Below are 14,378 nucleotides of genomic sequence, written 5' to 3'. Positions count from 1 at the left end.
AGGATGGCCGCCGCGCGGCCACTGGGCCTGACCATGGGGGAGCCGGCCGGCATTGGCGGTGATATCGCCCTTGCCGCCTGGGCCGGGCGTGCCTTGCGCCCTGTGCCGCCCTTCGTGCTGCTGGATGATCCGAATAGGCTGGCAGCGCTGGCCGACCGGCTTGGTCTTTCCGTCCCTATACGGGTTGTGGGGGAGGGGGAACTGGCGGCTGTGCCCGACCTGTTCGACCAGGCCCTGCCCGTATTGCCGGTGCAGTTGTCCGTGCCGGTTGTCGCCGGTAAGCCCGACCCGGCCAATGGCGCTTCCGTCATTGCCGCCATCGACCGTGCTGTGGAACTGACCCGCGCCGGCCTGCTGGCCGGGGTGGTGACCAACCCGATCCAGAAAAGCGCGCTCTATGCCACGGGCTTCCGCTGGCCGGGCCATACGGAGTATCTGGCCCATCTGGCCGGCCTGCCGGACGATGGCACCGTGATGCTGCTGGAAGGCGGGGGCCTGCGCGTTGTGCTGGCCACCATCCATCTGGCGCTGAAGGATGTGGCGATGGCGCTGACGGCGGATGCGATCTGCCATGTCGCCCGTGTCACCCATGCCGCCCTGATCCGGGATTTCGGGATCGAAGCGCCGCGTCTGGCCGTGGCAGCCCTGAACCCGCATGCGGGGGAAGGGGGCGCCATGGGGCGGGAGGAGATGGAGATCATCACGCCCGCTATCGCCCGTTTACAGGCGGAAGGGATTGCGGCGTCTGGCCCCTTCCCGGCGGATACGCTGTTCCATGCCGGGGCGCGGGCACATTATGACGCTGTTGTCTGCATGTATCATGATCAGGGGTTGATCCCGTTGAAGACGCTGGATTTCGATACCGGGGTCAATGTCACGCTGGGGCTGCCCTTCGTGCGCACATCACCCGACCACGGGACCGCCCTTTCCCTTGCCGGAACGGGCAAAGCCAGTGCCAGCAGCCTGATTGCCGCCCTGCACCGGGCGGGCGCCATTGCAGCCCGTCGTGATGGGGGTCTCCATGTCTGACGGCCGCGACCTGTCGCATCTGCCGCCGTTGCGCGATGTGATCGCCACCCACGATCTGGCGGCCAAGAAGTCTTTTGGCCAGCATTTCCTGCTCGATCTCAATCTCACCCGCCGCATCGTGCGGGAGGCGGGGAATTTTAATGGGTTGAGTGTGGTGGAGGTTGGCCCCGGCCCCGGCGGCTTGACCCGGGCGCTGGTGGAAAGCGCTGCGGAACGGGTGGTGGCGGTGGAGCGTGATCCGCGCTTTGCGGCGGCGCTGGGCGATGTCATTGCGGCATCCGCCGGCCGGCTGACCCTGGTGGAGGCCGATGCACTGACGGTCGACCCGGTCGATCTGGTGCCGGCCCCGCGCGCCGTGGTCTCCAACCTGCCGTATAATGTTGGCACACCGCTTCTGATCGGCTGGCTGAAGCGGATGACGGAATATCGCTTCCTGGCGCTGATGTTCCAGAAGGAAGTGGCCGACCGCATTGTGGCGCGGCCCCGTACCGAAGCCTATGGCCGGTTGGCGGTGATGTCGCAATGGCTGGCCGATTGCCGGACCATCATGGATCTTCCGGCCCGTGCCTTCACCCCGCCGCCCAAGGTAGACAGTGCCGTTGTGCGCCTGGCCCCGCGCCAGCGCCCGGCGGATGATCCGGATTTCGCCACCATGGAGGCCCTGGTGGCAGCGGCCTTCGGGCAACGGCGCAAGATGCTGCGGTCCAGCCTGAAAGGCTTGCTGCGCGAACCGGAGCCCTTGTTGCTTTCAGTCGGTATCGCCCCGACGGCGCGGGCAGAGGAAATTGACGTGGACGGGTTTGTTGCCCTGGCCAAGGCGTGGCGCGCTGCGGGCTGATTGCGGCGCCTCATTGGTGCATTTCATGGAAAAGGGCCGGGAAATTCCCGGCCCTTGACCTTTAGCGCTGATACATGCCGTCCGAAGGCGGCTGTGTGATCAGTTGCTGGTGCCGGACGGCGGCGTAGTGGTCTCACCAGCCGGCGGCGTAGTGGTCTCACCAGCCGGCGGGGTCGTGGCATCCGGCGTGGTGGTGCTGTCCGGGGTGGTGGTGCCTTCCGGCGGGACCGTCGTGGTATCGGCCGGCGGCGTGGTCGTGTCGGCCGGCGGCGTCGTCATGGTGTCGGCCGGCGGCTCAACCGGGGCGCCCGTGGTCGCGGGGACATCGGACGTGGCCGGCGGCGGGGTTGCCGGCTGCTCGTTCGCCTTCTTCTCGCCGCAAGCGGCCAGGCCCAGAACCATCAGACCCGAGAAAACCAAGGGAAGCACGCGCATATCTTTCGCTCCTTCACGTCAAACTGGTGGTCAATTGACCGCTGGTGCGGTCGGCTCCACCCATTGCCGGCCTTAGAATGGCCGTTTCCCTGTGACAACAGGGTAACCGTTCAATCGCTCCCGACACAGCCGAATTTTTTCGATTTCTGGCGGCCGGGCCGATTTTCTTTGTCATGTATAATGGATTAGCCGCAGATTGCGGCGAACCCATGATATCACCCTGATTTTTCAGTGTTTTGTACAAGGCGCCTTTGGGCAAGTTCAAGGGCTTGTTTCAATTGCGGCGCAGAATAGGGCTTTTGCACGAAGCCGAGCGGATAGGTCTGTGCCACCCGCGCCATTGTCTGCTCGTCCGCATAGGCCGAAAGATAGACACTGCGGATGGAGAATTCGCTGCGCAGGCGGCGGGCGGTATCCACCCCATCCACAGGGCCGCGCAGACGGATATCCATCAACGCCATTTGCGGCCGTTCCGCATCGGCCAGGGCAACAGCCTCCAGCTCCGACGCGGCAATCCCCACCACCTCATAGCCCAGTTCGGTCACGGTCATGCGGATGCCCAGGGCAACCAGCGCGTCATCCTCCACGATGAGAACACGCATCGGGGCGCCGGATGGTACCGGTGGAGCGTCCGTGGTGGACTGGGGGGTGTTTGTTTTATTGGGCATGCGGCACGAACAATCTGTTAAAACAAGGTGATAAGCATGAACCGGCGAGAGCCTGACCTGTTGAGTGCCCGCCCCCCATGGCGCGTCCCATAAACTCAACGGGCTGTGACTGACACCCATGCCACTGCTCCATGCTGGTTAAGCCAAAAATGAGGCCAGCGGCAAGCCAGCCGCTTGGTCGATTCCCTAGGCCGAAAGAAAGGATGGGGAGGGTTTTACGCATTAACTTTTTCGATCCCTGCACCGGAAAGTCAGTGTTTGGGGCCGACAAACGGGCCGGTTAAGCCGAGTTTAGGCTGGATTTTTAGCGCATATGCCGAAAAATCGCTATCACCGGGTCTATCCCAGATGGCTGAAAAATATTTCAGCGACCAAATTAAATGGTCGGGAATCGTGCCGATTTTTCCCGGGATTGGACCGGCATGATGATTTGCCGCCGGCCGGGCGAGACGCTTGGTATGTTTTGATATGTTCGTTACGAATCGGTAACACGAAAATAGCGGTTTCTGGTCGGCAGGGACCCTATCTTGTTGTCAATCAAAACGAACCGGGAGTTGGCAGTGATGATCGAGCTGAAGGTGAATGGTAAGGCGCACCAGTTGGATGCCGATCCTGACATGCCGCTTCTGTGGGCGATCCGGGATCTGGTGGGGCTGACCGGTACGAAATATGGCTGTGGTGTTGCCGCCTGCGGGGCCTGCACCGTGCATGTGGATGGCATGCCGGTGCGTGCCTGCGTGACGCCGCTGGAAAGTGTGGCCGGGATGGCGGTGACGACCATCGAAGGGCTGGGCGGCGACCATCCGGTCCAGAAGGCCTGGGAGGAGATGCAGGTGCCGCAATGCGGCTATTGCCAGTCCGGGCAGATCATGTCCGCCGTGGCGCTGCTGGCCGAGACGCCGAAGCCGACCGATGCCGATATTGATAGTGCCATGGATGGCAATCTCTGCCGCTGCGGCACCTATCCGCGCATCCGCGCCGCCATCAAGCGCGCCGCCGGTGCAGCCTGACGCCAGGGGAGGGATAGACCATGGATACCCATATGATGCCATCCCCGGCGACCGCGCTGGACCTGTCACGCCGCGCCATTCTGGCCGGGATGGGCGGTCTGGCGATTGCCGTCAGCCTGCCGGCGCGGGCCCAGCAAGGCGCCTCGCCCGTACCGGCCACCAATGCAGCAGCAGCGGGTGCCAATGCCCAGGGCGGCATGCTGACCGCCTATGTGGTGGTAAAGCCCGATAGCAAGATTGTGATGATTTCCCCCACCACGGAGATGGGGCAGGGCAGCCAGACGGCGCATGCCGCCATCATCGCGGATGAGCTGGGGGTGGATATTGCCAGCGTGACCGTGGAAACGGCGATCCCGGCCGATGCCTATCGCTGGGGCGGCAGCATGGGGTCGGGCGGAAGCTGGGGCGTGCGCCGCTGGTCGGCCCATCTGCACCGTGCCGCCGCCCAGGCGCGGGAAATGCTGGTCCAGGCCGCTGCCGCGCGGTGGAAGGTGGACCCGGCCAGCGTCACCCTGGCCGATGGCCGCCTGAGCAGCGGCAAGAACAGCCTGCCCATCGGGGAGGTCGCGGCGGACGCCGCCAAGCTGACCCCGCCTGAAAATCCGACGCTGCGCGACCGCACGACCTTCCGCTATGTCGGCCATAAGGTGCCGCGCCTGGATATCCCGGCCAAGGTGCGGGGCCAGCAGGTCTATTCGCTCGATTTCCGCCTGCCCGGCATGCTCTATGCCTGCGCCCGGCTGAACCCGGTTTTCCATGGTGATATCGCCCGCTTTGATGAGGCGCCCGCCCTGGCGGTGAAGGGCGTGAAGAAGGTGGTGAAGGTGAAGGATGGCGTTGCTGTCCTGGCCGATACGGTCTGGGCCGCCATCAAGGGGGCCGATGCGCTGACCGTTACCCTGGCCCCTTCGCCGCAGGACAAGATTTCCAGCACTGCGCTGGCGGCGATGATGCGGGAAGGGCTGGGGGCCGCCCAGGCGGCCCCGTCCAAGAATAACGGCGATGTCGATGCCGCCTTCAAGGCGGCGGCCAAGACAGTGACGGCGGATTATGCCGTGCCCTATATCTCCCACGCGCCCATGGAGACGTGGAGCAGCACGGCCCTGTTCAAAGATGGCAAGCTGGAAATCTGGGCCCCGACCCAGGTGCAGGATCGCAGCCTGCGCACCGCCGCCGCCACAGCCGGCATCGCCAACGAGGCCGTGACCCTGCACACCTTGTCGCTGGGCGGCGGGTTTGGCCGCCGGCTGGTGGATGATGGGGTTCCCGGTTCCGTACAATGCGCCATGGCCATGCCCGGCACGCCGGTGAAATTCTTCTGGCGGCGTGAGGATGAGATGGAGCGGGGCTATTACCGCCCCGCCCAGATGGCGCGCCTGACCGGGGCGCTGGATGCCAAGGGCAATCTGACCGGCCTTGCCATCCGCACCACCGGCCCGTCCATGCGGCGGGAATTTTTGCCCGGCAGCCTGAAGGATGGGGAATTGGACGGTTCCTCCGTTCAGGATTTGACCGATCTGCGCTATGGCCTGCCCAATTACCGGCTGGATTATGCCATGCGCCATGTGGCTGTCACCGCCGCCCCCTGGCGGGCCGTGGGCGCCACGCAGAACGCTTTCTTCCTGGAATGTTTCATTGATGAACTGGCGGCGGCGGCCGGCAAGGACCCGGTGGCCTTCCGCCGGGAATTGCTGAAGGATGATGCCCGCGCCCTGAAGGTGGTGGAAACGGCGGCGGCCAAGGGCAATTGGGGGGCCAAGCTGCCCCCCGGCCATGCCCAGGGCTTCGCCTATTTCGCTAGCTTCAACGCCCTGTCAGCCCATGTGGTGGAAGCCTCCATCGTGGATGGGGTGCCGAAGGTGCATAAGGTGACAGCGGTGCTGGATTGCGGCAGCGTCGTGCTGCCCGACGGCGCCCGCAGCCAGATGGAAGGCGGCGTGATCATGAGCCTGTCCACCGCCTTGTTTGAGGCGGTTACCGTGCTGGATGGCAAGGCCGAACAGCGCAATTTCGACAGCTACCGCCTGATGCGGATTAGCGAGGCACCGGCGGTCGATGTGCATTTCATCGAAAGTGGGGAGAGCCTGGGCGGCGTCGGGGAACCCGGCCTGCCCCCGACCACCCCGGCCCTGGTCAACGCCCTCTCCACCGCTCTGGGCCGCCGCATCCGCAGCCTGCCGGTTGTGGAGGCGTTGCAGGCGTGAGGGGAGGGGCAAGGAGGCCGACGCGAGGTGGGCGCCGGCCTCCTCATCTTAAATCAGTCCACTATTGTGTGGATGTAAACCCAGAACATAATAAATTGATTAAGGGTTGGTTGTTATTTTTCTAGCGCACTCATCTATTCCGGGGGCAATAGATTCATAAGTCCAGCCTGGATTTATTGACCGGCCCTCTCGGATCTCAACAGTCGTGGGGGAGCCGGTAAACTGGATTACAGCTAGAATTGATCCGACTCCAGCCCCCAATATCGAAATTCTATAATTTTCACCAGGAGTTTGAGCTAGCCATATTGCATTCCCGTTTAAGGCGAAGCAAAATGCAAAATCTTTTGCATTTGTTCCAGGGTATGTCTTTGTAAAGGCAGGTGTTCTGGATGAAAATTCTTCAGGATTGTCTACCGCGCAGCCGCCGAGGATTAATGTTGCAATGAGAAAAATTTTATGAAATTTCATTATTTTGTCCTATCTTTTATTGTTTGTTGCAGACGAATAAAGATTTACCCGGCCAGAAATCTATTTGCAAGATTGGAAGTTGAGAAAGATGGTTTCGTAACTAAGTGTAATTAATTCAGCTCAACTATGTTAGAATTAATTTTCATTCATTGATGTGAAAATATAGGCAAGGTTGGCGGATGGGGTGGGATTCGAACCCACGGTGAGTTGCCCCACGGCGGTTTTCAAGACCGCTGCCTTAAACCACTCGGCCACCCATCCACGGCCCGTCTTGCGGGCTTTATGCGACACGCCTAGCCGATAACGGGGTGTTTCTGCAAGAGGATTTGAACGGGCACATCGCGATCGCTGGCGGTGGCTGGTAAACTGCCGCTTCCTGACCGTAACGGATGATTGCCGATGGATATCGCCGCCCTGCGCTTTACCTGGGTGCCCTTTGCCGGGCTGGATGCCGGCACGCTTTATGATGTGCTGCGTTTCCGGCAGGATATTTTCATTGTGGAGCAGGCTTCCGCATATCCGGACCTGGATGGGCTGGACCCGGATTGCCAGCATCTGCTGGTTACCGCCCCCGATGGCAGCCTTGCCGCCTATCTGCGCGCCCGTGGCCCCCGGGCGGGGCATCCCGGTTTTATCGGGCGGATTGTTGTGGGGGCGCCCTGGCGCGGCACCGGACTGGGGCGGCGGCTGGTGGCGGCGGGGCTGGATTTCATGGCGCAGCATTATTCGGGCGTCCCGCTGCGCATCGGCGCGCAGCAGCATCTGGAAAAATTCTATGCCGGTTTCGGCTTCGTCACCGTGGGCGCGCCCTATAATGATGGCGGCATCCCGCATGTCACCATGTGGCTGGGCGGCGGGCCTGCGGATTTTCAGGGCTGACAGGCCGGGACAGCGCTGATTTTGCTTGGTGACAACGGTCCCAAACCCCATCTTTGCCCCCATCACCCCCAGACGGAGACGCCCCGCATGCTTGCCCGCGCCGCCCTTCTTGCGACCGCGCTGCTGCTTCCCGCCGCCGCCCAGGCCGCCCCGCAGGAATTTGCCAGCTTTCCCGCGCCCAAGGCCCGCCATGATGTGAAAGTGACCGTGATTGCCGAAGGGCTGGATACGCCCTGGGCCATCGCCTTTGTGCCCGATGGCCGCATCCTGGTGACGGAACGCAGCGGCAAACTGCGCGTGATCAAGGATGGCAAGCTGCTGCCCGACTCCATGGGCGGCCTGCCGGAGATTGAGGAATATGGTCAGGGCGGCCTGCTGGATGTGGCGCTGGACCCCGATTATGCCAATAACCGCTATATCTACCTCTCCTTCATGGAAAAGGCGGAGAAGGGGGCGGATGCGCTGCCCCGCGATCAGGCCAAGGGCAACCGCACCGTCATCGCGCGCTTCAAGGATGGCGGGACGGAACTGACCGATATGCAGGTGCTGTTCCGGGGCTCGCTGGTGGAGTCGCGCCTGCATTTCGGCAGCCGTTTCGCCTTTGATCGCGACGGGCTCATGTATTTCGGCATCGGTGAACGCGGCCAGCAGGACCGGGCGCAGGACCGGCTGGATGCCGCCGGCAAGATCTTCCGCCTGAACCGCGATGGCAGCGTGCCGGCGGACAATCCCTTTGTCGGGGACAAGGAGGCGCTGCCCCAGGTCTTCACCTATGGCAATCGCAACCCGCAAGGGCTGGCGGTGGACCCGGCCACCGGGCTGGTCTGGGAGAGCGAGCATGGCCCCCAGGGCGGGGATGAGATCAACATCATCCGCCCTGGCGTGAATTATGGCTGGCCCGTTATCACCTATGGCAAGACCTATGGTCTGGGCCTGAAGATCGGTGAAGGCACGGAAAAGGAAGGCATGGCCCAGCCGGAGGTCTATTTCGTGCCGTCCCTGGCCCTGGCCGGCATGGCGTTCTATGAAGGCGGGGCGCTGCCCTTCTGGCGCGGTGATCTGATTGTCGGCCTGCTGGCCGGCGGCATTGCCCGGCTGGATATTGAGAATGGCAAGGTGGTGGCCACCGAACGGCTGCTGGAGGCGGAATTGCCGCGCACCCGCGATGTGGCCGTGGGCCCGGATGGAAGGCTTTATGCCCTGATCGAACAGCCGGGCCCGGATGGCAAGCTGGTGCGTATCGACCGCAAATAGGCATGAACGCGGGGGCTGTAATGGCCCCCGCCATGCAACCATAAAGATGGACAAACACCCCGCATCGGGCGCATTCTTCCCATAGAAGGGGAGGGGTAAGATGTCGGTCCTGGGTGGGTTATCCGCGTCCAATATCTTCAATGCAGCGCAGAAGAGTTTTCAGGCCAAGGCGCAGGCCGCCTGGAAAGGCTTGGCGACGTCTGCATCGGGCCAGGGCGGTGGCGCTGCGGCGCAATCTGCCACCAATGGTCTGGCGGCCTTTGTCTCCCCCGAGACCCGCGAAAAACTTCTCAGCATGCAGCAGCAGGCCGAAACGCTGAAACAGCGCCTGTCTGCCGGTGGCGAATCCTCCAAGGAAGCGGCGGCCCGCAAGGCGGACGAGGCCAAGGAGAAGCTGAAAATGCTGAAGATGCAGGCCCAGCTTGCCGCCGCCAGTGGCGACAAGAAGGCTGCCGCCCGCATCGCCAAGGAAGCCGCCCAACTGGCCAAGGAACTGGGACAAGCGGCCCGCGACTATGGCGCGGACAGCGGCGGTACCAGCACGGCCACGGCGGGTAAGGCAGAGGCTGCAACAGCAACAGCAACAGCAGCAACAGCAGCAACAGCCGCCACGCCGGCAGCGGCGGCAACGGCTCCGGCTGCCGGTTCTGGTGATCAGGCCGCCGCCGATGCCCAGGCCGTGGCCCAGCAGGCTGCCAGCACGGCGGCCGGTGTGGGCGATACCCCCGCTGACGAGGGGGAGGGCGGTTCCACCCCGCAGGAGGGTGAAGGGACCGGCACTGAACAGACAACGGCCCCAGGGGAAACAGGGGAGGCCGACAAGGCTGAAGCCGAAGCCAAGGCTGAAGAAGGCGGCGGGGCCGAGGACGAAAACCCTGCTGACGCCTGGAATGAGCGCCGCGCCGCCATGGCCAAGGATTTCGCAGCCCGGCGGGAGGTGAGCGATTTCAATAATGGTGTGCGCGAAACAATCACGCAATTGCGCAGCATCGTGGACCAGATGAAGAATCTGGCGGAGAAGGACGGCGCCCCCGGCACCAAGGCGCAGATGGAAGAGGTGGAGCGCGACATGGCGGAAGGGGAGCAGGCACTGGCCGAGGCGACCAGTGCCGCCCCGTCCCCCTTGGGGCAAACCGCCGCCGCCTTCACCCCGCCGCCGGGCAGCCTGGTGCAACTCACGATCTGATCGGGTTGAGGGCATCACCACCGGGGGAAAATCGCGCCCTTTGAGGGGAGAAATGGCGGTTCTGCGCCTAAGCCCCTTGCCCTTTGTGGCGAATCCCGCCAGAAAACACCCTTGCCTATTTCCGTTATTCAGAGCGCAGAGACGATGGCTTACCGCATTCAGGGCGAGACGGGTGAGTGGGAGGTCGTGATCGGGCTGGAGGTCCATGCCCAGGTCATCTCCAATGCCAAGCTGTTCAGTGGGGCCGCCACTGAATTCGGTGCCGCCCCCAACAGCCAAGTGAGCTTCGTCGATGCCGGTTTCCCCGGCATGCTGCCCGTGATCAACGAAGTGTGCGTTGAACAGGCGGTGCGTACGGGCCTGGGCCTGAAGGCGCAGATCAACCTGCACAGCGTCTTCGACCGCAAGAATTACTTCTACGCCGATCTGCCGTCCGGCTATCAGATCAGCCAGTTCAAGCAGCCCATCGTTGGCGAGGGCACGCTGATCCTGGATCTGGCCGATGGTGCCACGCGTGAAGTGGAGATTGAGCGGCTGCATCTGGAAATGGATGCTGGCAAGTCGCTGCATGACCAGCACCCGTCCAAGACCTATGTCGACCTGAACCGGGCCGGCGTGGCGCTGATGGAAATCGTGTCCAAGCCGGACATGCGCTCCCCGGAAGAGGCGGCGGCCTATCTGCGCAAGCTGCGCACCATCCTGCGCTATCTGGGCACCTGCGATGGCAACATGGAAGAAGGCTCCATGCGTTGCGACATCAACGTGTCGGTGCGCAAGCCGGGCGGCCCGCTGGGCACGCGGACGGAGACGAAGAACGTCAATTCCATCCGCTATGTGCAGCAGGCCATCGAGTATGAGGCGCAGCGCCAGATCGGGGTGATCGAGGAAGGTGGCACCATCGTCCAGGAAACCCGCCTGTGGGATCCGGGCAAGAGCATCACCCGCTCCATGCGCTCCAAGGAAGAAGCGCATGATTACCGCTATTTCCCCGATCCGGACCTGCTGCCGCTGGTGCTGGAACAGGGCTTTGTCGATCAGATCAAGGCGACCCTGCCGGAACTGCCGGACGACAAGAAGGCCCGCTTCATCGACCAGTATAAGCTGACGCCCTATGATGCCGGCGTGCTGGTGGCAGAACGCGCCCGCGCTGACTTCTATGAGGAAGTGGCCAAGGGCCGTGACCCGAAGATGGCCGCCAATTTCGTCATCGGCGACCTGCTGGGTGCGTTGAACAAGACGGGCAAGGATATCAGCGAATCCCCGATCTCCGCCGCCGATCTGGGCGGGCTGATCGACCTGATCACCGACAACACCATCTCCGGCCGTCTGGCCAAGGATGTGTTTGCCATCATGCTGGAAACCGGCAAGCCGGCCGCCGTGATTGTGGACGAAAAGGGTCTGCGTCAGGTGACCGATACCGGCGCCATTGATGCGGTGATCGCCCAGGTGATGGAAGCCAACCCCGACAAGGTGGCCGAGTATCGCTCCGGCAAGGATAAGCTGTTCGGCTTCTTCGTCGGTCAGGTAATGAAGGCCAGCCAGGGCAAGGCCAACCCGGCCATGGTGAACGACCTTTTGGCGCAGAAGCTGAAGGGCTGATCCCTTCGGCTGAGGGTATGAAAAAGGCGCGGAGAGCAGGTGCTTTCCGCGCCTTTTTCATGTCCGCCATCGTCTGGGCAATCAGCAAAGAAAGCCCCGCGACCGGTCTAAGGTCGCGGGGCTTTCCTTTATAAGCGGATCAGTGATTGTCGCGCGGGATGCCGAACGTGTCGGCCACGCGCTGGTACTTCACCGCCGGTTCCAGCACGGCCCCTTCGCCCAACTGGCCGGTCAGGTTGCGCTGAATTTCCTGCCACGGCGTCTGGGAGGCCGGGTAGCGATAACCGCCAGCCGCTTCCAGCGCCTGCCGCCGGGCGGCCAGTTCCTCATCTGAAATCAGGATGTTGGCGCTGCCCTTGCGCAGGTCGATCCGCACCCGGTCGCCTGTCTTCAGCAGGGCCAGCCCGCCGCCGGCGGCCGCTTCCGGCGAGGCGTTCAGGATGGAGGGCGAACCCGACGTGCCGGACTGACGCCCGTCGCCGATGCAGGGCAGGGCCGAAACCCCCTGTTTGATCAGATAGGCGGGCGGGCGCATGTTCACCACTTCTGCTGCCCCCGGATAGCCGATGGGGCCAGCACCGCGCATGAACAGCAGGGTCCGGTCATCGATCCCCAGTTCCGGATCGTCGATGCGGTGATGGTAATCCTCCGGCCCGTCGAACACGACGGCACGGCCTTCGAATGCTTCCGGATCGTCGGGGTTGGACAGATACCGGTCGCGGAATTCCGGCGAGATGACGCTGGTCTTCATGATGGCGCTGTCGAACAGGTTGCCGCGCAGCACCAGGAAGCCGGCATCCTTCTTCAAGGGCTTGTCGAACGGGCGGATCACCTCCTCCAGCTCGATCTCCTTGCCGCGGCAATTCTCGCCAATGGTCTTGCCATTGGCGGTCAGGGCACCCTCGCGGATCAGGCCCTGCTTCATCAACTCATTCACCACGGCGGGCACGCCGCCGGCATGGTGGTAATCCTCGCCCAGATACTCACCGGCGGGCTGGAGATTGACCAGCAGTGGCACCTTATGGCCATAGGTCTGCCAATCATCCAGCGCCAGATCGACGCCGGTATGGCGGGCGATGGCGGCCAGATGGATAGGGGCGTTGGTGGACCCGCCAATGGCGGAATTGACGACGATGGCATTCAGGAAGGCGTCGCGGGTCATGATGTCGGACGGCTTCAGATCCTCCCGCACCATCTCCACAATGCGCTTGCCCGTCTCATAGGCGACCTGCTGGCGTTCCCGGTAGGGGGCCGGGATGGCGGCGGAGCCGGGCAACTGCATGCCCAGGGCCTCTGCCAGCGAATTCATCGTCGTGGCCGTGCCCATCGTGTTGCAATAGCCGGTGGACGGGGCGGAAGAGGCGACCAGCTTGATAAAGCCTTCATAATCGATCTCGCCAGCCGCCATCATCTGGCGGGCCTTCCACACGATGGTGCCGGAGCCGGTGCGCTCCCCCTTGTGCCAGCCATTCAGCATCGGGCCGACGGACAGGGCGATGGCGGGGATATTCACCGTGGCGGCGGCCATCAGGCAGGCGGGCGTGGTCTTGTCGCAACCGATGGTCAGCACAACGCCATCCAGCGGATAGCCGTAAAGCAGTTCCACCAGCCCCAGATAGGCCAGGTTGCGGTCCAGGCCGGCGGTCGGGCGCTTGCCGGTTTCCTGGATCGGATGGACCGGGAATTCGATGGCGATACCGCCGGCAGCGCGGATGCCTTCACGCAGCCGCTCGGCCAGCACGATATGGTGGCGGTTGCAGGGCGACAGGTCGGAACCGGTCTGGGCGATGCCGATGATCGGCCCGCCCTTCTGCAATTCCTCCTGCGTCAGCCCGTAATTCAGGTAGCGCTCAAGATACAGCGCTGTCATGTCGGGATTGGCGGGATTGTCGAACCAGGCGCGGGACCGTAGCGTGCGGGGGCCCTGCTTGTTATCGCCATTGTCGATCGCCATGGATGGACGCCTTTCAGATCAGGTCGGGGTGTTGGTAAGGGAAGGGGTGGTTGTATCGACCATCACCTGTTCGATACGGGTATAGCCGGCATCAATCACCGCCAGCATGCTGGCGGCCGCTGCGGCACTATCGCCGCGTTCAATCGCATCGACGATGGCAGCGTGCCGCTCAACCGTCTGCTGCTGCAAATCCGGTTGATCGGTGGGGGAGGAGAGGGCGAAAGAGGCGATCAGCGCCGTTTCAATCACAGCGGATATGCCGCGCATCATCGGGTTGCCGGATGCGGCGCCCACCGCCAGATGGAACTCAAGATCGGCTTCGGCGAAGCTGCGGCGCGTATGATCGGGGTTTCCCATCGCCTGGATGCAGCGCCGCAACGCGGCCAGATCGGCAGAGGAACGGCGCTGGGCGGCCAGGGCGGCAGCGGCAGGTTCCACCGCCTGGCGGATTTCCAGCAGGTCGCGGCGGAACGCACTGTCCATGCCCAACGCGACTTTCCAGGATAAAAGCTCAGCGTCGAAAAAGTTCCAATGCGTCGGGTCCAGCACACGGGTGCCGACCTTGGTGCGCGATACCAGCAAGCCTTTGGCCGTCAGGGTCTTCACCGCTTCCCGCATCACGGTGCGCGAAACCTGGAAGCGGGCCAGCAATTCCGGCTCCGCAGGCAGGTTGGCGCCCGGCACATGCATGCCCGCCAGGATTTCCATCCCTAAGGTCCTCACGATCTGATCGTGATTAGAGATGGGGCGCCCGGTGACGGACCAGGAAGAGGGAGGTATCGGGTTCATCTCGTTACGCGTTCTGCTCCGGATAGGGCGTTAGGGCAGGCCCCCGTATCAATTGCTACGGCTGT

13 protein-coding genes and 1 tRNA gene are annotated in these 14,378 nt (G+C 63.2%); 8 read left to right on the top strand and 6 right to left on the bottom strand.

What is annotated here, in order from left to right:
- Positions 1-3 precede the first annotated feature (3 nt).
- The gene (pdxA, locus tag G473_RS0121685; RefSeq protein ID WP_029014829.1) at positions 4-1,029 is read left to right on the top strand and encodes a 4-hydroxythreonine-4-phosphate dehydrogenase PdxA; all 1,026 of its coding nucleotides are present in this window, start codon (positions 4-6) and stop codon (positions 1,027-1,029) included.
- On the top strand, positions 1,022-1,867 hold the full coding sequence (rsmA, locus tag G473_RS0121680) for a 16S rRNA (adenine(1518)-N(6)/adenine(1519)-N(6))-dimethyltransferase RsmA (protein ID WP_029014828.1): 846 nt from the start codon (positions 1,022-1,024) through the stop codon (positions 1,865-1,867). Before pdxA ends, rsmA begins: the two co-directional genes overlap by 8 nt.
- Positions 1,868-1,966: 99 nt before the next feature.
- On the opposite strand, the gene G473_RS0121675 is transcribed toward rsmA, so the two are convergent.
- Together G473_RS0121675 and G473_RS0121670 are read right to left on the bottom strand one after the other, a co-directional pair.
- A complete protein-coding gene (locus G473_RS0121675) occupies positions 1,967-2,302 on the bottom strand; it encodes a hypothetical protein (RefSeq protein WP_029014827.1) in 336 nt (111 codons plus the stop codon).
- A 215-nt stretch (positions 2,303-2,517) separates the two neighbouring features.
- Entirely contained in the window at positions 2,518-2,904 is a 387-nt protein-coding gene (locus G473_RS0121670) for a response regulator (RefSeq protein ID WP_051330562.1), read from the bottom strand.
- A 629-nt stretch (positions 2,905-3,533) separates the two neighbouring features.
- On the opposite strand from G473_RS0121670, the gene G473_RS0121660 reads away from it, so the two are divergent.
- Entirely contained in the window at positions 3,534-3,980 is a 447-nt protein-coding gene (locus tag G473_RS0121660) for a (2Fe-2S)-binding protein (RefSeq protein ID WP_035708533.1), read from the top strand.
- 20 nt (positions 3,981-4,000) lie between these two features.
- A complete protein-coding gene (locus G473_RS28285; protein WP_051330561.1) occupies positions 4,001-6,184 on the top strand; it encodes a xanthine dehydrogenase family protein molybdopterin-binding subunit in 2,184 nt (727 codons plus the stop codon).
- Between the two features lie 99 nt (positions 6,185-6,283).
- Here the strand turns inward: G473_RS28285 and G473_RS30500 are convergent, their stop codons facing one another.
- Together G473_RS30500 and G473_RS0121650 are read right to left on the bottom strand one after the other, a co-directional pair.
- On the bottom strand, positions 6,284-6,652 hold the full coding sequence (locus G473_RS30500) for a hypothetical protein (protein WP_154667511.1): 369 nt from the start codon (positions 6,650-6,652) through the stop codon (positions 6,284-6,286).
- A 173-nt stretch (positions 6,653-6,825) separates the two neighbouring features.
- Positions 6,826-6,913 (bottom strand) — tRNA-Ser (locus G473_RS0121650).
- Positions 6,914-7,051: 138 nt separating this feature from the next.
- Here G473_RS0121650 and G473_RS0121645 point away from each other — a divergent pair.
- From G473_RS0121645 to gatB, 4 genes are all read left to right on the top strand, one after another.
- Positions 7,052-7,531: a GNAT family N-acetyltransferase gene (locus G473_RS0121645; RefSeq protein WP_029014824.1), complete on the top strand. Its 480-nt coding sequence runs from the start codon at positions 7,052-7,054 to the stop codon at positions 7,529-7,531.
- A gap of 87 nt (positions 7,532-7,618) precedes the next feature.
- A complete protein-coding gene (locus G473_RS0121640) occupies positions 7,619-8,785 on the top strand; it encodes a PQQ-dependent sugar dehydrogenase (RefSeq protein WP_029014823.1) in 1,167 nt (388 codons plus the stop codon).
- A 100-nt stretch (positions 8,786-8,885) separates the two neighbouring features.
- On the top strand, positions 8,886-9,971 hold the full coding sequence (locus G473_RS0121635) for a hypothetical protein (protein WP_029014822.1): 1,086 nt from the start codon (positions 8,886-8,888) through the stop codon (positions 9,969-9,971).
- 144 nt (positions 9,972-10,115) lie between these two features.
- Positions 10,116-11,570 (top strand): Asp-tRNA(Asn)/Glu-tRNA(Gln) amidotransferase subunit GatB, encoded by a 1,455-nt coding sequence (gene gatB, locus G473_RS0121630; protein ID WP_029014821.1) that lies wholly within the window; start codon positions 10,116-10,118, stop codon positions 11,568-11,570.
- Between the two features lie 139 nt (positions 11,571-11,709).
- Here gatB and G473_RS0121625 read toward each other — a convergent pair whose 3' ends face one another.
- On the bottom strand, positions 11,710-13,524 hold the full coding sequence (locus G473_RS0121625) for an IlvD/Edd family dehydratase (protein WP_035708530.1): 1,815 nt from the start codon (positions 13,522-13,524) through the stop codon (positions 11,710-11,712).
- An 18-nt stretch (positions 13,525-13,542) separates the two neighbouring features.
- Positions 13,543-14,313 carry a FadR/GntR family transcriptional regulator gene (locus G473_RS28280; protein ID WP_035708528.1) on the bottom strand — a complete coding sequence of 257 codons (771 nt, stop codon included), beginning with the start codon at positions 14,311-14,313 and terminating at the stop codon, positions 13,543-13,545.
- Positions 14,314-14,378: the final 65 nt, after the last annotated feature.

The organism is Niveispirillum irakense DSM 11586, from assembly GCF_000429645.1.
In the GTDB taxonomy this organism is placed as follows: domain Bacteria; phylum Pseudomonadota; class Alphaproteobacteria; order Azospirillales; family Azospirillaceae; genus Niveispirillum; species Niveispirillum irakense.
This window is presented reverse-complemented; position numbering and strand designations above follow the sequence as displayed.

What these genes read in the sequence shown, in the direction of transcription:
- G473_RS0121675 (WP_029014827.1), bottom strand. Translation starts at nt 2,302, where the DNA reads ATGCGCGTGCTTCCCTTGGTTTTCTCGGGTCTGATGGTTCTGGGCCTG.
- G473_RS0121660 (WP_035708533.1), top strand. Translation starts at nt 3,534, where the DNA reads ATGATCGAGCTGAAGGTGAATGGTAAGGCGCACCAGTTGGATGCCGAT.
- G473_RS0121645 (WP_029014824.1), top strand. Translation starts at nt 7,052, where the DNA reads ATGGATATCGCCGCCCTGCGCTTTACCTGGGTGCCCTTTGCCGGGCTG.
- G473_RS0121640 (WP_029014823.1), top strand. Translation starts at nt 7,619, where the DNA reads ATGCTTGCCCGCGCCGCCCTTCTTGCGACCGCGCTGCTGCTTCCCGCC.
- G473_RS28285 (WP_051330561.1), top strand. Translation starts at nt 4,001, where the DNA reads ATGGATACCCATATGATGCCATCCCCGGCGACCGCGCTGGACCTGTCA.
- G473_RS30500 (WP_154667511.1), bottom strand. Translation starts at nt 6,652, where the DNA reads ATGAAATTTCATAAAATTTTTCTCATTGCAACATTAATCCTCGGCGGC.
- pdxA (WP_029014829.1), top strand. Translation starts at nt 4, where the DNA reads ATGGCCGCCGCGCGGCCACTGGGCCTGACCATGGGGGAGCCGGCCGGC.
- rsmA (WP_029014828.1), top strand. Translation starts at nt 1,022, where the DNA reads ATGTCTGACGGCCGCGACCTGTCGCATCTGCCGCCGTTGCGCGATGTG.
- G473_RS0121625 (WP_035708530.1), bottom strand. Translation starts at nt 13,524, where the DNA reads ATGGCGATCGACAATGGCGATAACAAGCAGGGCCCCCGCACGCTACGG.
- gatB (WP_029014821.1), top strand. Translation starts at nt 10,116, where the DNA reads ATGGCTTACCGCATTCAGGGCGAGACGGGTGAGTGGGAGGTCGTGATC.
- G473_RS0121670 (WP_051330562.1), bottom strand. Translation starts at nt 2,904, where the DNA reads ATGCGTGTTCTCATCGTGGAGGATGACGCGCTGGTTGCCCTGGGCATC.
- G473_RS28280 (WP_035708528.1), bottom strand. Translation starts at nt 14,313, where the DNA reads ATGAACCCGATACCTCCCTCTTCCTGGTCCGTCACCGGGCGCCCCATC.
- G473_RS0121635 (WP_029014822.1), top strand. Translation starts at nt 8,886, where the DNA reads ATGTCGGTCCTGGGTGGGTTATCCGCGTCCAATATCTTCAATGCAGCG.